19 protein-coding genes and 1 tRNA gene are annotated in these 21088 nt (G+C 65.6%); 8 read left to right on the forward strand and 12 right to left on the reverse strand.

The genetic code is table 11. The features are described from left to right. The first annotated feature begins 52 nt into the window (after positions 1-52). From OPU69_RS16365 to OPU69_RS16375, 3 genes are read left to right on the forward strand one after another with little or no spacing between them, the layout of a single operon-like run. Positions 53-2884: an ATP-dependent DNA helicase gene (locus tag OPU69_RS16365; RefSeq protein ID WP_498512511.1), complete on the forward strand. Its 2832-nt coding sequence runs from the start codon at positions 53-55 to the stop codon at positions 2882-2884. Continuing rightward, complete coding sequence (locus OPU69_RS16370; protein WP_498512513.1) at positions 2881-3426, forward strand: SixA phosphatase family protein; 546 nt, start codon at positions 2881-2883, stop codon at positions 3424-3426. The genes OPU69_RS16365 and OPU69_RS16370 overlap by 4 nt, the downstream gene beginning before the upstream one ends. Beyond that, a complete protein-coding gene (locus OPU69_RS16375; protein WP_498512515.1) occupies positions 3419-3961 on the forward strand; it encodes a GNAT family N-acetyltransferase in 543 nt (180 codons plus the stop codon). The genes OPU69_RS16370 and OPU69_RS16375 overlap by 8 nt, the downstream gene beginning before the upstream one ends. A gap of 8 nt (positions 3962-3969) precedes the next feature. Here OPU69_RS16375 and OPU69_RS16380 read toward each other — a convergent pair whose 3' ends face one another. The 5 genes from OPU69_RS16380 to rpmF all read right to left on the reverse strand — a co-directional run bounded on the left by OPU69_RS16380 (position 3970) and on the right by rpmF (position 7043). Continuing rightward, positions 3970-4350: a MerR family transcriptional regulator gene (locus OPU69_RS16380; protein ID WP_498512517.1), complete on the reverse strand. Its 381-nt coding sequence runs from the start codon at positions 4348-4350 to the stop codon at positions 3970-3972. After that, the gene (locus tag OPU69_RS16385; protein WP_081097194.1) at positions 4343-4642 is read right to left on the reverse strand and encodes an integration host factor subunit alpha; all 300 of its coding nucleotides are present in this window, start codon (positions 4640-4642) and stop codon (positions 4343-4345) included. The genes OPU69_RS16380 and OPU69_RS16385 overlap by 8 nt, the downstream gene beginning before the upstream one ends. A gap of 115 nt (positions 4643-4757) precedes the next feature. After that, positions 4758-5750, reverse strand: a complete 993-nt coding sequence (locus OPU69_RS16390; protein ID WP_498512519.1) for a beta-ketoacyl-ACP synthase III — start codon at positions 5748-5750, stop codon at positions 4758-4760. Next, the gene (gene plsX, locus OPU69_RS16395) at positions 5747-6817 is read right to left on the reverse strand and encodes a phosphate acyltransferase PlsX (protein WP_060979193.1); all 1071 of its coding nucleotides are present in this window, start codon (positions 6815-6817) and stop codon (positions 5747-5749) included. The genes OPU69_RS16390 and plsX overlap by 4 nt, the downstream gene beginning before the upstream one ends. 49 nt (positions 6818-6866) lie before the next feature. Beyond that, on the reverse strand, positions 6867-7043 hold the full coding sequence (gene rpmF / locus OPU69_RS16400) for a 50S ribosomal protein L32 (RefSeq protein ID WP_023837736.1): 177 nt from the start codon (positions 7041-7043) through the stop codon (positions 6867-6869). 185 nt (positions 7044-7228) lie between these two features. On the opposite strand from rpmF, the gene OPU69_RS16405 reads away from it, so the two are divergent. After that, positions 7229-7663 (forward strand): MAPEG family protein, encoded by a 435-nt coding sequence (locus OPU69_RS16405; RefSeq protein ID WP_498512521.1) that lies wholly within the window; start codon positions 7229-7231, stop codon positions 7661-7663. Positions 7664-7678: 15 nt separating this feature from the next. On the opposite strand, the gene recG is transcribed toward OPU69_RS16405, so the two are convergent. Beyond that, complete coding sequence (gene recG, locus OPU69_RS16410; protein WP_498512523.1) at positions 7679-9736, reverse strand: ATP-dependent DNA helicase RecG; 2058 nt, start codon at positions 9734-9736, stop codon at positions 7679-7681. Positions 9737-9838: 102 nt separating this feature from the next. Between recG and OPU69_RS16415 the strand changes: the two genes are divergently transcribed. Continuing rightward, positions 9839-10105 (forward strand): FAD assembly factor SdhE, encoded by a 267-nt coding sequence (locus OPU69_RS16415; RefSeq protein ID WP_498512525.1) that lies wholly within the window; start codon positions 9839-9841, stop codon positions 10103-10105. Between the two features lie 28 nt (positions 10106-10133). Continuing rightward, positions 10134-13631 (forward strand): transcription-repair coupling factor, encoded by a 3498-nt coding sequence (gene mfd / locus OPU69_RS16420; protein ID WP_498512527.1) that lies wholly within the window; start codon positions 10134-10136, stop codon positions 13629-13631. 177 nt (positions 13632-13808) lie between these two features. Here the strand turns inward: mfd and OPU69_RS16425 are convergent, their stop codons facing one another. After that, positions 13809-15347 (reverse strand): EAL domain-containing protein, encoded by a 1539-nt coding sequence (locus OPU69_RS16425; RefSeq protein ID WP_498512529.1) that lies wholly within the window; start codon positions 15345-15347, stop codon positions 13809-13811. Between the two features lie 189 nt (positions 15348-15536). On the opposite strand from OPU69_RS16425, the gene OPU69_RS16430 reads away from it, so the two are divergent. Next, the gene (locus OPU69_RS16430) at positions 15537-16325 is read left to right on the forward strand and encodes an NAD kinase (protein WP_060979199.1); all 789 of its coding nucleotides are present in this window, start codon (positions 15537-15539) and stop codon (positions 16323-16325) included. 94 nt (positions 16326-16419) lie between these two features. Beyond that, positions 16420-16494: transfer RNA gene (locus OPU69_RS16435), tRNA-Asn, on the forward strand. 8 nt (positions 16495-16502) lie between these two features. Here the strand turns inward: OPU69_RS16435 and OPU69_RS16440 are convergent. From OPU69_RS16440 to OPU69_RS16460, 5 genes are all read right to left on the reverse strand, one after another. Continuing rightward, positions 16503-16886, reverse strand: coding sequence for a type II toxin-antitoxin system VapC family toxin (locus OPU69_RS16440; RefSeq protein WP_060979900.1), 384 nt, complete (start codon positions 16884-16886; stop codon positions 16503-16505). Next, on the reverse strand, positions 16883-17140 hold the full coding sequence (locus tag OPU69_RS16445) for a type II toxin-antitoxin system Phd/YefM family antitoxin (protein WP_498512532.1): 258 nt from the start codon (positions 17138-17140) through the stop codon (positions 16883-16885). Before OPU69_RS16445 ends, OPU69_RS16440 begins: the two co-directional genes overlap by 4 nt. A gap of 57 nt (positions 17141-17197) precedes the next feature. Then, a complete protein-coding gene (locus tag OPU69_RS16450; RefSeq protein WP_498512534.1) occupies positions 17198-17950 on the reverse strand; it encodes a sulfite exporter TauE/SafE family protein in 753 nt (250 codons plus the stop codon). A 6-nt stretch (positions 17951-17956) separates the two neighbouring features. Further along, the gene (secA, locus tag OPU69_RS16455; RefSeq protein WP_060979897.1) at positions 17957-20680 is read right to left on the reverse strand and encodes a preprotein translocase subunit SecA; all 2724 of its coding nucleotides are present in this window, start codon (positions 20678-20680) and stop codon (positions 17957-17959) included. Positions 20681-20802: 122 nt separating this feature from the next. Continuing rightward, the gene (locus tag OPU69_RS16460) at positions 20803-21081 is read right to left on the reverse strand and encodes a hypothetical protein (RefSeq protein ID WP_060979896.1); all 279 of its coding nucleotides are present in this window, start codon (positions 21079-21081) and stop codon (positions 20803-20805) included. Positions 21082-21088: the final 7 nt, after the last annotated feature.

A 21088-nucleotide genomic window follows, 5' to 3' on the forward strand; every position in this document is an offset into this window, starting at 1 on the left:
CGCGCTCACACGTGTTTCCTTTTCGTTCCGATGTCGCCATATAAGGCGGGTAATGATCGCTTCCCTAAACTTTCCAGCCCTGCATGCAAGCCATAGCGCGATCTGGTTCGCGCATCCCGGCAAGCCTGCGGTGCGCATCTCCAAGGGCGAGGCGATCGCCCGCGCGGCCGAGACGCCGCTGATCATGCTCAACGCGCCGCTGATCGCGCAGCGGCTGGGCTATCCGGAGCTTTCCGGGCTCGACCTGCTCGAGCTGTTCGCCTTCGTCCACCCGGCGCAGTTCATGGTGCCGACGCCGATGGGATTGGCGCGGGCCTTGAAGCTGGAACTCCCTCTCCCCTTTAGGGGAGGGGGGAACGCGCCCGAGCTGGCGTTGCAGTCCCCTCTCCCAACCCTCTCCCCTAAAGGGGAGAGGGCTGAACAAGGTCTCCCCGAATCCTCGATTCCCGCGCTGCTCCACGCTGCTGCCGAGGCGCTGATCGCGACGCTCGAGCGCCCCGACTGGCCGCAGCGCGAGGGCGCGTGGACGGGCTTGCAGGCACTCGCGCGCTTGCGCTGGCCCTGGGCAGGCGTCGCCTCGCGCCACCTCAAAGTCCCCGAAAAAGCCGAGCGCTGGCTGTTCTCGCGCCTGCCCGAATGGGAAGAGCAGCCCCCTCGCCCGCAGCCGCGCCAGATCACGCTGGCCGAGAATGACGCCGAAGCGCAGTTGGAAGCGCTCACCGGCGCCGGTGCCGAACGCCGCGAGGGCCAGCGCCAGTTCGCGCGCACCGCCGCGCATATCTTCGCCCCGCGTGAGAAGCGCGCCGAACCGCACATGCTGCTGGCAGAAGCGGGTACCGGGATCGGCAAGACCCTGGGCTATCTCGCCCCCGCCTCGCTCTGGTCGCACGCAGCGGGCGGCACGGTGTGGATCTCCACCTATACCAAGGCCCTGCAACGCCAGCTCTCGCGCGAGACCGAGCGCATCTATGCGGGCGAGGCCGAGTTCCGCAAGCGCGTGGTCATCCGCAAGGGGCGCGAGAATTATCTCTGCCTGCTCAACCTCGAGGACGCATTGCAGGGCGGTTTCCAGAACCGCGCCGCCGTCCTCGCGCAGCTGGTCGCGCGCTGGGCCGCGTACAGCCGCGATGGCGACATGATCGGCGGCGATCTGCCCGGCTGGCTCACCACATTGTTCCGGCGCGCAGGCGTCACCGCGCTCACCGACCGGCGTGGCGAGTGCGTTTATGCCGGCTGCCCGCATTACCGCAAATGCTTCATCGAGCACGCTGCGCGATCGAGCCAGAATGCCGATCTGGTCATCGCCAACCATGCGCTGGTGATGGTCAACGCCGCCCGCGCGCGCGAGCAGCAGGGCCGCCCGACGCGGATCATCTTCGACGAAGGCCATCACCTGCACGATGCCGCCGATTCGATGTTCGCGGTCGCACTGACCGGACAGGAAACGGTCGAGATGCGCCGCTGGGTGATGGGGCCCGAGGGCAAGTCGCGCGGTCGCCGCCGGGGCCTCGCCGCGCGCCTCTCCGACGTCGCCTCCTATGACGAGGCGGGCGGGCGGGCGATCGAGGCGGCGCGGATCGCGGCAGAAGCGCTGCCCGGCGAAGGCTGGCTCGCGCGCATCCGCGAAGGCGCGCCCTCGGGCGAGATCGAGCAGCTGCTCGCCGCGATCCGCGGCACCGTCTATGCCCGCGACGAAAGCGGCGCGGAGGATGCAGGCTATGGCCTGGAAACCGAGCTTGCCGAGCTCGACGGCCCGCTGATCGCCGCCGCGATGGAGGCTGCGCGCGCCATCCATGCCTTGCACCAGCCGCTGGTGGCGCTGGGTCGCAGGCTTGAAATCCTGATCGAGGACCCGCCCGACTGGCTCGACGGCCCGGCGCGTGCGCGGATCGAAGGTGCGATTGCCTCGCTCGGCTGGCGCATCGATCTGCTCGCCGCCTGGGCCTCGCTGCTCGGGCGCATCGGTGGCCCGGCCGATCCCGATTTCGTCGACTGGCTCGCGCTCGACCGGGTCGAGGGGCGCGAATATGACATGGGTCTGCACCGGCGCTGGCTCGATCCGGGCAAGCCGCTCGCCGAAGCGGTGATCAAGCCCGCGCATGGGGTGCTCGTCACCTCCGCGACGCTCAAGGCCGGTGAGGACTGGACCCCGGCGATGATGCGCACCGGCGCGGTGCATCTGGAAAAGCCGCCCGAGCTGTTCGAGGCGCGCAGCCCGTTCGATTATGCCAATCAGGCCGAGGTGCTGATCGTCACCGATGTGAAGCGCGGCGATATTGCCGGGCTCGCGGGGGCTTATGGGCGGCTGATCGAGGCCGCCGGTGGCGGAGCATTGGGCCTGTTCACCGCGATCAAGCGGCTGCGCGCGGTGCATGGCCGCATTGCCGACCGGCTCGCGCAATCGGGCCTGCCGCTTTACGCGCAGCATGTCGATCCGATGGAGACCGGGACGCTGGTCGACATCTTCCGCGACGATCCGCGCGCCTCGCTGCTCGGCACCGACAGCTTGCGCGACGGGGTCGACGTGCCTGGCGATTCGCTGCGGCTGGTGATCATGGAGGGCGTGCCCTGGCCCAAGCCCGACATATTGCACCGCGCGCGCAAGCTCGCAGGCGGCGGCACCCAATATGACGACATGATCATCCGCGCGCGCCTCGCCCAGGCCTTCGGGCGGCTGATTCGCCGCGCGGACGATCGCGGGCGTTTCGTCATGCTCTCCTCCGCCTTCCCCTCGCGCCTGCTTAGCGCCTTTCCGCCCGGAACGCCGGTGCGACGGGTCACGCTTTCGGAAGCTTTACAAGCGGTGCAATCTGGCGTTTCTGCGCTGGCAAATGAGGGCGCGCGAATCGATCCCGTGACGGGACCGGGGGGAGAGATGCGATGAAAAGGCTGACCTTGCTGCGGCACGCCAAATCGGACTGGCTGGACCGCTCCCTGCGCGATTTCGACCGCCCGCTCAACGCGCGGGGCCTGAAGGGTGCCAAGGCGATGGGCTATTACGCCGCCGAGAAGAAGATGGTGTTCGACGCGGTCGTCGCCTCGCCTGCGGTGCGCGTCACCGAGACGATCGACCATTTCGAGACCGCCTATGGCCAGACGCTGCACCCCGACTGGGACCGCCGCATCTATCTTGCCTCGTCGGTGACGCTGATCGACGTGCTGCGCGGCGTCGAGGACAGCGCGGGCCATGTGCTGATGGTCGGGCACAATCCGGGGCTCGAGGATCTGGTGTTCGATCTGGTGCCCGATGATGGCTCCAGCCCGTTGCGCGATGTCGTCGAGGAGAAATTCCCCACCGCCGCGCTTGCGATCATGGATATCGCGATCGACAGCTGGGCAAAGCTCGACAACCGCACCGCCAAGCTGGTCGAGGTGACCCGCCCGCGCGATCTCGACCCCGAGCTGGGGCCGCAGGACGATGACTGACGCCACGGCAAGAATCCTGCCCGAAACCATCCTGCGCCGTGCGGGACCGGACGATGCCGCCAAGCTCGCGCTGATCGGCTCGGCCACCTTTCTAACCGCCTTTGCGCATGATCATCCGGGGCAAGCGCTGATCGACCATTGTTCGATCGAACACGGCGAGGCCCGCTATTCCGGCTGGCTGAACAAGCCGGACTACGCGTTCTGGCTGCTGGAAACGCCGCTCGGCGCGCCGGTCGGCTATGCGATGATGAGCCCGCCCGAACTCGATATCGAGCCGCAGCCCGGATCGGTGGAACTGAAGCGCATCTACGCGCTGTCGGGCTGGCAGGGCGCGGGTCTGGGCCGCAGGCTGATGGACGCGGTGATTGAGGAGGCCTGTGCCCGCGCGGCCACGTGCCTGTACCTGTGCGTCTATACCAACAATCCCGATGCGCAGCGATTCTACGAGCGCTTCGGGTTCGAGAAGGTTGGGCAGCAGCAGTTCATGACCGGCAACGTGCCGTTCACCGACTGGATCATGCGCAAGCCGCTCTGACGCGTGGCTCAGGCCGCTTCGAGCGCTGCTGCCAAACGGTCGCGGATCGCGCGCAAGGCCGCGAGATCGATCGCAGGCGCGGCCGACGCGGAGGGTGCAGGTGCTGCTGCGGCATGCGCCGGCTTCGCCGCCTTGCCCGCCAAATACTGCCGCGCGCCGCGCACGGTAAAGCCCTCGCAGTTGAGCAGCCGGTCGATCGTGCGCAGCGTCTCGACATCCTCGGGCCGGTAATAGCGCCGCCCGCCGGCGCGCTTGAGCGGCTTGATGCTGTCGAACTGCGCCTCCCAATAGCGCAGGATGTGAGGCTTCACCCCCAGTTCGGCCGAAACCTCGCCGATGGTGCGCATCGCGCCCTCGGCCTTGCCGGAGGAGCCCATCGGATCAGTCACCCGCCATGATCCTTTCCTTCATGATCTGGCTGGCGCGGAAGGTCAGCACGCGGCGCGGGGTGATCGGAACCTCCACCCCCGTCTTGGGGTTACGCCCGACGCGCTCGCCCTTGTCGCGCAACAGAAAGGTGCCGAACCCCGAGATCTTCACGTTCTCGCCGCGCTCGAGCGCATCGGTCATGTGGTTGAGCACCGATTCGACCATCTGCGCCGCATCGGCGCGCGACAGCCCTACCTGATTGTTGATCGTATCTGCCAGATCAGCCCTGGTCAAAGTACCCACTGAACGCATCGCCCCGTCTCCTAACCCGCCAAGAGCAGGATAGCGGATCGAAGTTATAATGGCAAATCGAGGCTATGTAAAAACAGTGCGAATAGAGGCGATTGCGCGACAAATTTGCGTGAGGTTAATAGCGGATTACCGCCGCCCCCCAGGTAAGACCGCCGCCCATCGCTTCGAGCACCAGCAGGTCGCCGCGCTGGATGCGCCCATCGCGCACGGCGGTGTCGAGCGCGAGCGGAACCGACGCGGCCGAAGTATTGGCGTGCTGGTCCACGGTGACCACCACCTTTTCGGGCGGCAGACCCAGCTTGCGCGCGGTCGCATCGAGAATGCGGGCATTGGCCTGGTGCGGCACCACCCAGTGGATATCCGCGCTGGTCAGGCCCAGCCGGTGCAGCACTTGTTCCATGACTTCGGCGAGATTGACCACGGCATGGCGGAACACTTCGCGCCCCTTCATCCGGACCTTGCCGACGGTGCCGGTGGTCGAAGGCCCGCCATCGACATAGAGCAGGTCGTGGTGGCGACCATCGGCGTGCAACTGGGTCGTCAGGATGCCGCGTGCGGCGCTATCGCCCTCCGCGGCGGTTTCAAGCCCGAGCACGACCGCGCCCGCACCATCGCCGAACAGCACGCAGGTGCCGCGATCTTCCCAGTCGAGAATGCGGCTGAAGGTTTCCGCGCCGATCACCAGCGCGCGGCTGCCCATGCCGGTGCGCAGCATGCTGTCCGCTACGCTGAGCGCATAGAGAAAGCCCGAGCAGACCGCCGCGACGTCGAAAGCGATGCCGCCCACCATTCCGATCGCCGACTGCACCTTGGTCGCAGTGGCGGGGAAGGTATGGTCGGGGGTCGCTGTCGCAAGCACGATCAGGTCGATTTCGCTGCCTGCCAGCCCTGCGGCTTCGAGCGCGTTGTTGGCCGCCTGGATTGCCAATGTGCCCGTGGTCTCTTCCGGCGCGGCGACATGGCGGAACTTGATGCCGGTGCGCTCGGTGATCCATTCGTCCGAAGTATCGACGGTTTCAGCCAGTTCGGCATTGGATACCCGCTTGGCTGGCAGTGCCGATCCCGTGCCGAGAATGACACTGCGCGTCGCCGGAGCCTGAAAAGTCATTTGAGAAATTCGCCCGATCCATTGGAAGCGGCGCCGTTGCTGGCGATCGCGCTGGTATCAAAATCCTTCAGCACATCGCCGATGCGCTGCGTGATATTGTCCTCGACCAGCCGCGCGGCCACCTCGACCGCGTTCGCCACACCCTTGATGCTGGCCGATCCGTGGCTTTTCACCACCACGCCATTGAGGCCCAGGAACACCGCGCCATTATGGTTGTTGGGGTCGAGATGGTGCTTGAGCAACTCGGTCGCCGGGCGCGAGATCAGGAAGCCGATCTTCGAGCGGAGCGAGGACTGGAAGCTGCGCTTGAGCAGATCGGTTACGAAGCGGGCGGTGCCTTCCAATGCCTTCAAGGCGATATTGCCCGAAAAGCCGTCGGTGACGACCACATCGACATCGCCGCGCGAGATCTTGTCGGCTTCGGTGAAACCCTGGAACTGCATCGGCAGGTGCGTCGCGGCGCGCAGCGCGGCAGCCGCATCGCGGATCGCCTCGGTGCCCTTCGATTCTTCTGTGCCGATGTTGAGCAGCCCGGTGCGGGGCTTTTCAAAGCCGAAGATGATCTGCGAATAGACCGCGCCCATGATCGCGAACTGCACGAGGTTGCGCGCGTCGCACTCGGTATTCGCGCCAAGGTCGAGCATGACCATGTCGGTCTCTTCGAGCGTCGGCAGCAATGCGGCGAGCGCGGGCCGATCGATCCCCGGCATGGTGCGCAGCGCCAGCTTGGCCATCGCCATCAGCGCGCCGGTATTGCCGGCGCTTACAGCAGCGCTGCAATCGCCGGACTTCACCGCCTGGATGGCGAGTCCCATCGAGCTGTTCTTGGATTTGCGCAGCGCCTGGCTGGGCTTGTCCTCGCCCTTCACCACCTCTTCGGTGTGAAGGATCTCGGACGCCGCGCGCAAATTGGGGTGATTGTCCAGGCCCTGCTTGATCTGCTTTTCGTCGCCGACCAGCAGAAAGGTGAAACGCTCGTGGCGGTGGCGCGCCTCGGCCGCCCCGCCCAGCATCACCCGCACGCCTTCATCACCGCCCATCGCATCAATCGCGATCCGCGGCTTCATCGGCACCGGTTAATCCCCCTGAAAAAGTGCAAAGACCGTCTGATAAGGATCAGGCGACTTCGAGCACCTCACGGCCGTTATAATGGCCGCATGCGCCGCAGACATGGTGCGGGCGCTTCAGTTCACCACAGTTGGAGCATTCGCTGAACGCGTCGATGGTCAGCGAATCGTGGCTGCGACGCATGCCACGCTTGGAGGGCGAAGTTTTTCTCTTAGGAACAGCCATGGCAGCCTGCTAACCTTAAATTGCTTGTCAATCAATGCGATATTGCCGGGACGCCCCAACAGGAAGCGCCTGGCGCGGCCTGCCGATACAGCGACACGGCCCATTCGCGTGCGAAGGCGGCGCTATAGCGAAAATCTCGTGCGTTGCAAGCTCTGTCGCGCTAGTCCGCTGCACAATTGGTCGCCATGACGCGGACGACCGCCAACGAGGGGACGATACGCATGAACCTGCCGCTGACACTGACCATGGCCGCTGCTGCCGGATTGATCAACCTGTGGCTCGCCATCCGCATCGGCCAGGTGCGCACCAGCCAGAAGGTCAGCGTGGGCGATGGCGGCAACGAATTCGTCATCCGCCGCATGCGCGCGCAGGCGAATTTCGTCGAATACACGCCCTTCGTGCTGGTGCTGATCGGTGCGCTCGAATGTTCGGGCTATGCTGCGACCTGGCTGTGGGTGGTCGGCATGGTCTACATGATCGGCCGGCTGGCGCACGGCCTGGGCATGGATGGCGGCGCGTTCGGCATCGGCCGGATGATCGGCACGCTGACTTCGATGCTGACGCTGCTCGGCCTGTCGGGCTATGCCATCTATGTCGCGAGCATAATGCCCGCAGCGTAACGCCGGTCCGGGACCTCACCCGCCCCGGAGCAGCTTCGCGCCGTAATCGCGCTCGAACAGATAGAGCGCGGTGCGCGCCGCCTGGCCGCGCTCGCTGTCGAGCCCGCCATCGCGGTCCATCAGCAGCCGGGCATCGTCCGATGCCGTGCCGATCAGGCGCTGCACCTGTTCGGGGCTGGCGATGCGGAATGCGCTGTCACCCGATTGCCGCGTGCCGAGCAGCTCGCCGCCGCCGCGCAGCCGCAGATCTTCTTCGGCAATATGAAACCCGTCCTGGCTCGAGCGCATCAGCGCGAGCCGCGCGCGCGCCGTCTCGCTGAGCGCGCTTCCGCGCAGCAGCACGCAGACCGATTTCTGGTCGCCCCGCCCGACGCGCCCGCGCAGCTGGTGGAGTTGCGCCAGGCCAAAGCGCTCCGCCGCCTCGATGATCATCAGCGTCGCATTGGGCACGTCCACACCAACCTCGATCACCGTGGTCGCGACCAGCAAAGCGGTCTTGCCGCTGGCGAAATCGGCCATCATTGCGTCCTTGCGCTCGACCGGCATCTGGCCGTGCACCAGCGAGACCTTGCCGGGAAAGCGCTCGGCAAGCTGCGCCGCACGCGTCTCGGCGGCGGCAAGATCGCTGGTCTCGCTGTCCATCACCAGCGGGCACACCCAATAGGCCTGACCACCGCGCTCGATATGCCGCGCAAGCCCATCGACGATCTCGGACAGCCGATCGTCGGCGATGACGCGCGTCTCGATCGGCTGGCGCCCTGGTGGCAGTTCGTCGAGCCGCGAGACGTCCATCTCGCCATAATGGCTGAGCGTCAGCGTGCGCGGGATCGGCGTTGCGGTCATCGCCAGCAGGTGCGGCGTCGCCCTGCCCTTTTCCTGCAGCATCAGCCGCTGCGACACGCCGAACTTGTGCTGCTCGTCGATCACCGCGAGCGCGAGATTGCGATAGCGCACCGCCTCCTGGAACAGCGCGTGCGTGCCGATGACGATCTGGATAGACCCATCCGCCAGCCCCATCAGCGTCGCCTCGCGAGCCTTGCCCTTGTCGCGCCCAGTGAGCACCGCGATGCTGACCGGCAGGCCCGAAAGCATGCGCGAGATCGTGTCGAAATGCTGGCGCGCCAGGATTTCGGTCGGCGCGAGCAAAGCCGCCTGCCCGCCGCATTCGACCGCGTTCAGCATCGCCATCACCGCGACCAGCGTCTTGCCCGCACCGACATCGCCCTGCAGCAGCCGCAGCATCGGCACCGGCTGCGCCATGTCGCCGTTGATCTCCGCGATCGTCCGCTGCTGCGCCCCGGTCATCGCGAAGGGCAGCTTGAGCGCATCGCGCAGATGCCCGTCGCCTTGCAGCGCGACGCCTTTGCGCTTGCGGTTCGACTGCCGGATCAGAGCGAAAGCGAGCTGGTTGGCGAATATCTCGTCATAGGCCAGCCGTTCGCGCGGCTTTTCGTCCATTCCCTGATGCGCGGCGGCAAGCGCCTCATGCCAGCCGGGCCATTGTTCGCGTGCTTTCAGCGTCGGTTCGATCCACTCGGGCAGCGGCGGCAATTGCGCCAGTGCCTGCGCCGCCAATGAGGCAACGCGCTTCTGCCCCAGCCCTTCGGCGAGCGGATAGACCGGCTCGGCCTCACCGATCTGGTCGGCATCCTCAGGCGCGACGACATGATCGGGATGGACGATCTGCCACGACTCGCCCCAGATCTCGAGCTTGCCCGCCGCCAGCTTCGTCTCGCCCAGCGGCCACAGCTTCTTGGCCCAGCCCGGATTGCCGCCGAAATAGACGAGGGCAATGTGGTTGCCGATCGAATCCTCGGCGATCACTCGCGTCGGCCCGCGCCCGGGGCTGGAGCGATAGCCTGTCGCGGTCAGCGCGATGATGATCTGCTCGCCCGTGCCTGCCTGATCGGCATTGTCCACCCGCCGACGGCGGATGAAGCCGGTGGGCAGATGATAGGCCATGTCCTTGACCCGCGAAATGCCCAGCCGCGCGAACGGCTTCTGCAAGCTCACGCCGACGCCCTTGAGGCTCTCGATCTCGGCGAATGCGGGGTTGAGTATATCGGGGCGCATGGCTATCGCAAAAAACGCAACGCACTGACATGTGCTGCTGGCTGGAATCCTGACCCGTCTTAGGCAGGCCCGGCCCACGCCGCAAGCAAAGGAACTTCTGGCATGGACCGCGAAACCCGATTGCGCCGCCTGGCCTTCCGCGCCTGGCACCGGGGCACGCGCGAGGCGGATTACATGATCGGCGGCTTTTTCGACCGCTATGGCAAGGACTGGTCGGACGCCGAGCTCGACTGGTTCGAGACGCTGATCGAGGAGCAGGACGTCGACATCATGGCCTGGGCCATCGGCAAGCAGCCGGTGCCGGAGCAGTTCGAAGGGCCGCAGATGGACGCGTTCCGCCAGCTCGATTTCATCAACATCCCGCGCTGACCTTACCGGCGCGCAAGGCAGAACTTTCGTGGACAGCATCAGCCGCATTCTTCAGGCGACCGTGCCGCTGACGCTCGCCGGGGTCGCACCCGGCGCGCTGCCGCTGCTGCTGGCCGACCTCGCCCGCGCCGCCGCAGCGCGCAAACAGGGCGGGCGCGTGGTGTTCATCGCGCCCGACGATGCGCTGATGCATGCGGTGGCGGAGACCGCGCCCTTCTATGCGCCGGACCTCGAAGCGATCGAATTTCCCGCCTGGGACTGCCTGCCCTATGACCGCGCTTCGCCCTCGCTCGGCATCACCGCGCGGCGGCTGAAAGCGCTTTGGATGCTGCAGCAGCCCGCCGGGGGCCCGCAGCTGCTGGTCACCACCGCCAATGCGGTCACCCAGCGCACGCTGACCCCGTTCCGCATTCGCCAGGTGGGCGCGGAGCTCAAGCCCGGCATGATGATCGCGCGCGAGGCGCTGATCGAGAAGCTGGTGCGCCAGGGCTATGCCCGCACCGACACCGTCGCCGATTCGGGCGAGTTCGCGGTGCGCGGCAACCTGATCGACATCTTCCCGGCGGGGATGGATTCAGGCCTCAGGCTCGATTTCTTCGGCGACGAGCTCGACACGATGCGCGCGTTCGATCCGGGCACGCAGCGCTCGACCGAGCGGGTCGAGCGGCACATATTGCTGCCCGCATCCGAAGTGCTGCTCGACGCCGACAGCATCAAACGCTTCCGCAGCGCCTATCGCGAGGCCTTCGGCGCCAATGCCACCACCGACCCGCTCTATCAGGCGATCAGCGATGGGCGCAGGCTGGCGGGCATGGAGCACTGGCTGCCGATGATCGAGGAGCGGCTGGTGCCGCTGTTCGAGCATCTCGACGATGCCGACATCGTACTGCGCGATTCGGGCGCGGATGCCGCCGCCGACCAGCGCTTCGAGAGCATCACCGACTATCATGCCAACCGCCAGCGCGGGAACGAGGACAAGGCGGGCAGCTATCGTCCGCTCAAGCCCTCCGCACTCTATCTGGTGCCCAAGGAATGGCGCGCCGCAGCAGACGAGACGCCGATCCACCTCGTCAGCGGGCATGACGAACCCGAATCGCAGCGCGTCCTGGGCCTGGGCTATCGCACCGCGCGCGATTTCGGCGCAGAGCGCGCACGCGGCGACAATGTCTATGCCGCCGCCGCCGCGCATATCGATGCGCTTCGCAAGGCGGACAAGGGCGCGATCATCGCGAGCTATTCGGAAGGTTCGCGCAGCCGCCTTCTCGGCCTGCTCAAGGACCATGGGCTTGCGCGCATGGCGCTCGCGGACAGCTGGCAGGAAGCCCTGGGCCAGGCGGCAACCGGCATGGCCTCCATGGTCGTGCTGCCGCAGGATCACGGCTTTGCCACCGAGCGCTACGAGCTGCTCTCCGAACAGGACCTGCTCGGCGACCGGCTGGTGCGGCGGCGCAAAAAGCGCAAGTCCGCCGATGCGTTTCTCGCCGAGCTGCAATCGCTCGCCGCGGGCGACCTCGTCGTGCATATCGACCATGGCATTGGGCGCTATGAGGGGTTGGTCTCGATCCCCGTCGGCAAGAGCCCGCACGATTGCGTCTGGCTCACCTATGCCGGCGGCGACAAGCTCTACGTTCCGGTCGAGAATATCGACGTCCTCACCCGCTATGGCTCGGAAAGCGAGGGCGTCGCGCTCGACAAGCTGGGCGGCGAGGCCTGGCAGCGGCGGCGCGCCAAGCTCAAGGAACGCATCCAGGCGATCGCGGGCGAGCTGATGAAGACCGCAGCGGAACGCGCGCTGCGCACCGCCGATGTCGCCGAGGTCGAGCCGGGCGTCTATGCGAGCTTCGTCGACCGCTTCCCGTACGAGGAAACCGAGGACCAGGAGCGCGTGATCGCCGAGGTGCTCGAGGATCTGGCTTCGGGCAAGCCGATGGACAGGCTGGTCTGCGGCGATGTCGGCTTCGGCAAGACCGAGGTGGCGATGCGCGCGGCGTTCGTCGCCGCCATGTCGGGCATGCAGGTCGCGATCGTCGCGCCGACGACGCTGCTCGCGCGCCAGCATTACACCAATTTCGTCGAGCGCTTTCAGGGCTTTCCGCTCAATATCGGCCGCCTGTCGCGCCTCGTCACCGCGAGCGAAGCCAAGACAACGCGCGAGGGCCTGGCCAATGGCACCACCGATATCGTCATCGGCACGCACGCGCTGCTCGCGAAGTCGGTCGAGTTCAAGCGGCTGGGCCTCGTCATCATCGACGAGGAACAGCGCTTCGGCGTGGTCCACAAGGAGCGATTGAAGGCGCTCAAGGCCGATGTCCATGTGCTGACGCTGACCGCAACGCCCATCCCGCGCACGCTGCAGATGGCGATGTCTGGCCTGCGCGAACTTTCAGTGATCCAGACGCCACCGGTCGATCGCCTCGCGGTGCGCACCTATGTGATGCCCTGGGACCCGGTGGTGCTGCGCGAGGCGTTGCTGCGCGAGCATTATCGCGGCGGCCAGTCCTATTTCGTCGCGCCGCGCATCAGCGATCTCGACAAGCTCAGCGAATTCATTCGCGACGAGGTACCCGAGATCCGCCACATCATGGCGCACGGCCAGATGGCCCCATCCGATGTCGAGGAACGGATGAGCGCCTTTTACGACCGCAAATATGACGTGCTGCTGTCGACCACCATCGTCGAATCGGGCATCGACATCCCCAGCGCCAACACGCTGATCATCCACCGCGCCGACACCTTCGGCCTGGCCCAGCTCTACCAGCTGCGCGGACGCGTCGGGCGGTCCAAGACGCGCGCCTATGCGTATATGACCACGCCCGAAAACCGCGTGCTGACCGAAACGGCAGAGAAAAGGCTCAAGGTGCTGGGCGATCTCGACACGCTGGGCGCGGGCTTCCAGCTCGCCAGCCACGATCTCGACATTCGCGGCGCGGGCAATCTGGTCGGCGACGAACAGTCGGGCCATATCCGCGAGGTCGGGTTCGAGCTTTACCAGTCGATGCTCGAGGAGGCGATTCTCGAGGCCAAGGCGGGCGGCCTGTCGCTCGATCTGCCGCGCCAGAAATTCTCGCCGCAGATCACGGTCGACGCGCCGATCCTGATTCCGGAGGATTATGTCCCCGATCTGGCGGTGCGCATGGCGCTCTATCGCCGGATGAACGACCTCACCAATCGCGCCGAGATCGAAGCGTTCGCGGCGGAAATGATCGACCGGTTCGGCCCGCTGCCCGATGCGACGAGCAACCTCATCAAGCTGATCGAGATCAAGCTCAACTGCATCACCGCGTGCGTCGCCAAGATCGATGTCGGCGCGCGGGGGGCTTTGGTCAGCTTCCATAACGACAGCTTCCCCGACGTCCCCGGTCTGCTCGCCTATGTCGAGCGGCTCAAGGGCACCGCCAAGCTGCGCCCTGACCAGAAGCTGCTGATCCAGCGCGTGTGGAGCGATCCGGCCTCGCGGATCAACGGGTTGATCCAGCTTTCCAAGGGCCTGGCGGGCATTGTGAAGAAGAGTGCGAAGGCAGGGTAAGGCGCGAGGAGCCCTCTCCCCTTCAGGGGGCAGACCGAGTCACGCGCCTCGGTCAGCGGTTGGGAGAGGGGCAAGTGCGCAGACGTTCTTGTTCCCAGATGCCCCTCTCTGCTGCGACTAGCGAGCAAGCTCGCAAGTCTCGCTATCTCTCCCCTGAAGGGGAGAGAGCAGGTTCAGTCACCCCAGTTCCTCCCGCGCAAACTCTGCGAAAACTTCCGCCTCCATCGCCCGACCGCGCAGGAAGCCCTGGAAATAGTCGCAGCCCTCGTCGCGCAGCGCGGCCAGCTGCGCGTCGCTCTCCACCCCCTCGGCGGTGACCTTGAGGTCGAGCGCCCTCGCCATCGCGATGACCGACCGCACGATGATCCTGTCCGCCTCGGCGCCGCCGATATCGCGCGTCATCGCATGGTCGAGCTTGAGATAGTCGAGCGGGAGGCGCTTGAGATACAGCAGGCTCGAATAGCCGGTGCCGAAATCATCGACCGCGATGCGCACCCCCGCCTCGCGCAGCGCAGCAAAGCGGGCTGCCGCGCGCTTGAGGTCTGGCACCAGCGCCTGCTCGGTCATTTCCAGCGTCAGACGGCGCGGGCTGAACCCGGCCTCGGCCAGCATCGCCAGTTCGCGCTTGGCAAAGCCCTTTTCGCCCAGATCCTCGGCGGTCACGTTCAGCGACAGCCTGAGCGGCGCGAGCGGTCCGGTCCAGCGCGCCGCGTGCTGCATCGCGCGCTGGCGGATATGCCGCGATAGCGCGCGCGTGAAATCGGCCTTGTCGGCGATGGCGAACAGCGTGCCCGCGCCGATCTCGCCATATTGCGGATGCTGCCAGCGGGCGAGCGCCTCGGCCCCGGTGATCTTTCCGGTCTCGACCGAGAATTGCGGCTGGAACAATACGGTGATCTCGTCGCGCTCGATCGCCTGGACGATGTCCTGTTCGAGCCGATAGCCGCTCTGCGGCGCATGGTCGGACTGGCGATCGGCCCAGCGCACCGGATCGGCGGCGTTTTCGCGCGCCTGGGCGAGCCCCGCCGACAGCCGGTCGAGCAGCGACACCGGCCCCTCGCCCTCACGCGCCACCGCGAGCGCCGCGCGCGCGGTCAGCCGCAGCCGGTGCCCGGCGACGTCGAGCGGTTCGGAAACGACGCGCAGCATCCGTTCGGCCATGACCTGCCAGCCCAGCCGCTCTTCGGCCATGGCATAGGCAATCAGGAAATCGCCGCCCGACAGGCGCAACGTCAGCGCGCTGCCGGAGGAAAGCCGTGCCGCCTGCCGTTCGAGTCGCTGCTCCATCGCCTCGAGCGCGGCATCGCCCACCGCAGTGCCATAGGTCGCGTTGACCGCAGGCATGCGGCGCAGCCCGATCAGCATCGCGTGCAAAGCCCCCTCGCCCGCCGCCGCAAAATCGGCGATTCGCTTGTGCAGATCGGGCACCAGTTCGTTCCGGCAGGCCAGCTGGCCATGGATCAGCCGCAGCTGCAATTGCAGCGCCTCATCCGCAAATGGCGCGACCAGCGCATGCGTGATCGCGGCGGGGAGAGGATGCGCAAGGCCGGGCCACGCGCTGTCGCAGATCAGCAGGCCGGGACCCGCATGACTGGCGATCTCGCGTGGCAGGTCATCGGTCTTGCCGCGCATGTCCGCAACCAGCAGATCGGCAGGGCCGTTCCCGGCAGGCGCAAAGCCGCACGCCGCCAGCGCCGCCGCGAGCGCCGTGTCCACCGCGCCAGCGCTGCTGCCGCGCCAGGTCGGCCTGTCCCGATATCCGCTGCTGTCCAGACCCCGCCCCCATTTGCAGGAACACTGCCGCGCGATGCCCTGTCATGGCACCATGCGCAACCGCCCAAGAAACATTGGCGCATTAGCACCGATCCGTTAAGACCCTGTCACCCATAAGATAAGGCGTGGAACATGCCCCCATCGGTTATTGACCGCAAAATTGCGCTGGCCGTCTCTCCCACCGAACGGGCGCGCAAGGCGGCGCGCGAGGTGCAGGCGGCGCATGAATGGGCCAGCCTGGACGAGGCCGATATCGTCGTCGTCATGGGCGGCGACGGTTTCATGCTGCAGACGCTGCACCAGATGCTCGAACGCGGGCGGATCGTACCCGTCTATGGCCTGAACCTAGGCACCGTCGGGTTCCTGATGAACCTGTGGCGCAGCGGCGACAGCATCGTGCACCGGCTGGACCGGGCGCAGAGCTTCGAGGTGCTGCCGCTGTCGATGACCGCGACGACGATGAGCGGCGAGCGCGTCACCTATCCTGCGATCAACGAAGTGTCGCTGCTGCGCGAAACGCGCCAGACCGCCAAGCTTGAGGTCAGCGTCAACAACGCGGTGCGAATCGGCGAGCTGGTCTGCGACGGCGTGCTGGTGGCGACGCCGGCGGGCTCGACCGCCTACAATCTCTCCGCCAACGGCCCGATCCTGCCGCTGGGCTGCGGCATGCTGGCGCTCACCCCGATCAGCCCGTTCCGCCCGCGCCGGTGGAAGGGCGCGCTGCTGCCCGATTCGTCGCAGATTACCTTTCGCGTGCTGGAACCCGGCAAACGCCCGGTCAGCGCGGTGGCCGACCAGCGCGAGGTGCGCGATATCCGCGATATCCAGATCGCCATCGACCCCAACCGCCGCCTGTCGCTGATGTTCGATCCGGGCCACAGCCTGGACGACCGCATTTCGGCCGAACAATTTATCGTCTGAACATGAAATCAGGTGCTTGCCAAACCAAAAAACCCGGTGCTATAGGCGCGCTTCTCCCGGGGAGCATCGCCTCCTCCGGAAGGCAAAAGAGCGTTCCCCGATAGCTCAGCGGTAGAGTAGGTGACTGTTAATCACTTGGCCGTAGGTTCGAATCCTACTCGGGGAGCCAGCCTTTTGTCAGATCGCTGACGCGATATCCGTTTTCGCAAAATCATTCCCGACATAGAGAAGTCCGCATTCTCGGTCCTTCGCCAGCTGATAGGCAAAGCAGTCTCCGAAATTGAGCGATGCGGGGTGGATGCCCTTGCCCCATCGTGAGTAGCTTGCGGCGACGCGCTTGGCGAAATCCTCTGTCACCGCGACAATCTCGATCCCCAGCCCCGACACCATCTGCGCCATTTCCGGTCCGAGATTTCGCCCTCCAGCGACGATCAGCGCTTCTGACAATGTCGCTGCAGACATGATCAGCGGCTGATCGGACGCGAGACATTCGGCACAGGCCGACGCTGAATCCTCGTCCAGCAAGATCGCCATCAGCGCCGAGGTGTCGACAGCGATCAACGCGGCAGGCCGTCATCGCCATAGAGATAGTCCTGGCTGCGCGCGGCTACGGCACCAGGGCAGGACTTGCCCGCAACAGCCCTGCGGACCGTTTCGAGCACCTTCTTTCGGGCTGCGGCAGTGGTTACCGGAGCTACTGGCACGATCCGTACAACGGCTTGTCCGTGCCGGGTCAGCACGACCTCTTCGCCCGCCTGAGCCCGCCTGACGAGATCGGTGAGCTGCGCTTTCGCGTCGGATACGGACACGTCCATGGAAAATCTCCCAGATCGACACCCGAATTTTAGACCAAAAGATGGTCCAAATCAATCCTAAACCCCGAACCGCTGCCAGAGCAGTTGCCCCGCGACGTAGAGGATCAGTACTGCCGTACCGATGCGGATCAGCTTTTGTGGGAGCAGCTTCACGCCGGCCAGGCTGCCGATCTGCCCGCCGATCAGCACGGATATGAATAGCGGCCAATAGGCCAGGATCGTAGCCGGGGTCGCGGCAGCATCCGCTTTCATCAACTGCCCGGCAAGGCCGGCGAGCGAGTTGACCAGGATGAACACGCTGGCGCTGGCCGCGATCTGGCGCGCGCTCGCCCAGCGCAACAGGTGCAGCACAGGTGCCAGGAATATCCCGCCGCCGATGCCGACAATGCCGCTGAAAAATCCGACGCCCATGCCGATCGGAACGCTGCCCCAGTTGAGCTGCGAGCGCGGCGCGGTGCCCTGCCCCGGCTCGCGCTGGAACAGCATCAGCAGCCCGGCGACCAGCAGCGCCGAGCCCAGCAGCGCGACGAACAGCGGCTTGTCCACCGGCAGCCGCCCGCCCGCCCAGGCACAGGGCGCCGACAGCAGCAGGATCGGCCAGAGCGGCTTCCACGGTACCTGCCCTGCCCGCGCAAAGCGAAAGGTACCGCCGGTCACCACGATCAGGTTGCACACCAGAGCGATCGCCGGGAGCAGCTTATAGTCTGTCCCGGCGAGCACCAGCAGCGCATTATAGGTCGATCCACCACCAAAGCCGACCGACGCATAGAGCAGAGCCGTCAGCGCGAAGCCGGCAGCCAGCCCCCACATGACGGCTCAGGCAGCCTTGCCGTGGCAGTGCTTGTACTTGCGGCCCGATCCGCACGGGCACGGGGCATTGCGGCTGATCTCGCTGCTGACCAGATCGACCGGGGCCTCAGGCAGCGGCGACTGGCGCGGCGGCAGCGTGGCGGTGACGGTACCCAAGGTGCCGCCGTCGATATCCGCGCTGTTATCCTCGCCAGTAAACGGATCGAAATGGGTGGTCAGGAAATCGGGCAGCTCGGGCAATGCGGGCACTTCCGGTTCGCGGATTTCCAAATTCATGATCGTGCCGGTCACGTCCTCGCGGATCACCTCGAGCATGCGCTCGAACAGGCCGAACGCTTCGCTCTTGTATTCGTTGATCGGCGTCTTCTGCGCATAGGCGCGCAGGAACACGACCTGGCGCAGCGCATCGAGCGTCGCCAGATGCTCCTTCCAGTGATGGTCGAGGCTCTGCAGCAGCACCGATTTCTCGATCGAGCGCCACATGCCGGTCTCGATCTCGCTCGCCTTGGCCTCCACCTTGGCCTCGGCCATCTCGCGGATGCGCTGCTCGAGCATTTCGGGATCGACCGCATCTTCCTGCAGCCAGGCGTCGATGTCGGGTTCCAGCCCGAACACCTCGGAGACGCGCGCCTTGAGCTGCGCGACATTCCACTGCTCGGGATAGCTGCCCGGCGGGCAGGCTTCGCCGACGATCGCGTTGACCGTGTCGGCGCGCATGTCGGCGACGACATCGTCGACCGCCTCGGCGTCCATGATCTCCGAACGCTGTTCGTAGATCACCTTGCGCTGGTCGTTCATCACGTCGTCATATTCGACGACCTGCTTGCGGATGTCGTAGTTGCGTGCCTCGACCTTTTTCTGCGCGGTCTCGATCGCCTTGGACAGCCATTTCGAACCGATCGCCTCGCCATCGGCCAGGTTGTTCTTCATCATCCGCGAGAACAGGGTATCTGGTCCGAAGATGCGCAGCAGGTCGTCTTCGAGGCAGAGATAGAAGCGCGAAAGGCCGGGGTCGCCCTGACGGCCCGAACGGCCGCGCAGCTGATTGTCGATGCGGCGGCTTTCGTGCCGCTCGGTGCCCAGCACGAACAGGCCGCCGGCATCGAGCACCTGCTGCTTTTCGGCGGCGACTTCCGCCTTGATCCGTTCGATCGCGGCATCGCGCTCCGGTCCCTCGGGCATGTCACGCAGTTCGTCGTCGATGCGGAATTCGACATTGCCGCCAAGCTGAATGTCTGTTCCGCGGCCCGCCATGTTGGTGGCGATGGTCACCGCGCCCAGACGGCCCGCCTGCGCCACGATATGCGCTTCCTGCTCGTGGAAGCGCGCGTTGAGTACGCTGTGCTTTACGCCTTCCTTGTTCAGGAATTCGGAGAGCATTTCCGACTTTTCGATCGACACCGTGCCGACCAGCACCGGCTGGCCGGTCTCGTATTTCTCGCGGATCGCCTTGGCGATCGCCTGGAACTTGTCGGTCGTGTTCTTGTAGAACTCGTCCTCCTCGTCGATGCGGCGGATCGGGTTGTTGGTCGGAATGGTGACCACGTTCATCTTGTAGATGTCGAAGAATTCCGCCGCTTCGGTCGCCGCCGTCCCGGTCATGCCCGACAGCTTGGGATACATGCGGAAATAGTTCTGGAAGGTGATCGAGGCGAGCGTCTGGTTCTCGGGCTTGATCTGCACGCCCTCCTTCGCCTCGACCGCCTGGTGCAGGCCGTTGGACCAGCGGCGCCCGTCCATCATGCGCCCGGTAAATTCGTCGATGATGACGATCTGGTCGTCCTTGACGATATAATCGATGTCGCGCTTGAACATCACATTGGCCTTGAGCGCCTGATCGAGGTGATGGACGATCTGCGTGTTCTCGACATCGTACAGGTTGCTGCCGGTGAGCAGGCCGGCTTCCTCGAGCAGCCGCTCGGCCTTCTCGGTGCCGTCCTCGGTCAGGATCACCGAACGCGACTTCTCGTCCTTCTCGTAATCCGCCTCGTCGAGCTTGAGCACGATCGCGTTGACCGCGATGTACATTTCGGACTTGTCGTCGGTCGGGCCGGAGATGATCAGCGGGGTGCGCGCCTCGTCGATCAGGATCGAGTCCACCTCGTCGACCACCGCGAAATTGTACGGGCGCTGCACCATCTGGCTGCGCTCGTGCTTCATGTTGTCGCGGAGGTAATCGAAGCCGAGCTCGTTGTTGGTCGCATAGGTGATGTCGGCGGCATAAGCCTCACGCCGCTGCGTCTCGTTGAGATTGGGCACGATCACCCCGGTTGTAAGCCCCAGGAAGCGATAGACCTGGCCCATCCATTCGGCGTCGCGCGCAGCGAGATAGTCGTTCACCGTGACGACGTGGACGCCCTTGCGCTCGATCGCATTGAGGTAACAGGCGAGCGTTGCCACCAGCGTCTTTCCCTCGCCGGTGCGCATTTCGGCAATCTCGCCGCGGTGGAGCACGATGCCGCCGACCATCTGGACGTCGAAATGGCGCATGCCAAGCGTACGGATCGAGGCTTCGCGGACGGTGGCAAAAGCCTCGGGCAGGATGTCGTCGAGCGTCTCGCCCGCTTCAAGGCGCGCGCGGAACTTGAGCGTCTGGTCGCGCAGTTCCTCGTCGGACATGGGGGAGATCTGCGGCTCGAAGGCGTTGATCTTGTCGACGATCTTGAGCAGGCCCTTGACGTAGCGGTCGTTGGCAGAGCCGAAAAGCGATTTGGCAATGGCGCCCAGCATGGCGATAATTCCTTGGAAAACTTGGGAGAAACGGTCGAATGCCAGGCACAGGCACACGTGTCTGGCCGGCCCCGGTCAGGACAGGGGCTGAAGACGCATCGAAAGACGCGCCGGATTGCAGCTTATTGGAGCAGCCGGTCCGAACGATGGACGGTAAGCGGCGCGACACGGATGGTGCGCGCAATCAGGCGGTGCTGGCTCGGCCGCAAGGCGATGATCAGCGGCAGGAGCGTCACGACGAGCAGCACTGCGGCACTGATCGCGACCTGGCAGTCCTCGGCCAGAATCTGCGAGTCGCGAACCACGCCATTGCCCTGCGCCAGGGCCGGATCGGCCAGGCGCACGCCATCGCTCACCGAAAATCCGGTCAACAGCGCAAGCAGGGCAAGAAGCAGTTTCACTGGGAGC

The sequence above is a fragment of the Blastomonas sp. 34TW genome, assembly GCF_059803595.1.

Excerpts from the sequence above, each read along its gene's own strand:
- OPU69_RS16365 (WP_498512511.1), top strand. The coding sequence starts at position 53 with ATGATCGCTTCCCTAAACTTTCCAGCCCTGCATGCAAGCCATAGCGCG.
- OPU69_RS16370 (WP_498512513.1), top strand. The coding sequence starts at position 2,881 with ATGAAAAGGCTGACCTTGCTGCGGCACGCCAAATCGGACTGGCTGGAC.
- OPU69_RS16375 (WP_498512515.1), top strand. The coding sequence starts at position 3,419 with ATGACTGACGCCACGGCAAGAATCCTGCCCGAAACCATCCTGCGCCGT.
- OPU69_RS16385 (WP_081097194.1), bottom strand. The coding sequence starts at position 4,642 with ATGCGTTCAGTGGGTACTTTGACCAGGGCTGATCTGGCAGATACGATC.
- OPU69_RS16390 (WP_498512519.1), bottom strand. The coding sequence starts at position 5,750 with ATGACTTTTCAGGCTCCGGCGACGCGCAGTGTCATTCTCGGCACGGGA.
- plsX (WP_060979193.1), bottom strand. The coding sequence starts at position 6,817 with ATGAAGCCGCGGATCGCGATTGATGCGATGGGCGGTGATGAAGGCGTG.
- rpmF (WP_023837736.1), bottom strand. The coding sequence starts at position 7,043 with ATGGCTGTTCCTAAGAGAAAAACTTCGCCCTCCAAGCGTGGCATGCGT.
- OPU69_RS16405 (WP_498512521.1), top strand. The coding sequence starts at position 7,229 with ATGACGCGGACGACCGCCAACGAGGGGACGATACGCATGAACCTGCCG.
- recG (WP_498512523.1), bottom strand. The coding sequence starts at position 9,736 with ATGCGCCCCGATATACTCAACCCCGCATTCGCCGAGATCGAGAGCCTC.
- OPU69_RS16415 (WP_498512525.1), top strand. The coding sequence starts at position 9,839 with ATGGACCGCGAAACCCGATTGCGCCGCCTGGCCTTCCGCGCCTGGCAC.
- OPU69_RS16430 (WP_060979199.1), top strand. The coding sequence starts at position 15,537 with ATGCCCCCATCGGTTATTGACCGCAAAATTGCGCTGGCCGTCTCTCCC.
- OPU69_RS16445 (WP_498512532.1), bottom strand. The coding sequence starts at position 17,140 with ATGGACGTGTCCGTATCCGACGCGAAAGCGCAGCTCACCGATCTCGTC.
- OPU69_RS16450 (WP_498512534.1), bottom strand. The coding sequence starts at position 17,950 with ATGTGGGGGCTGGCTGCCGGCTTCGCGCTGACGGCTCTGCTCTATGCG.
- secA (WP_060979897.1), bottom strand. The coding sequence starts at position 20,680 with ATGCTGGGCGCCATTGCCAAATCGCTTTTCGGCTCTGCCAACGACCGC.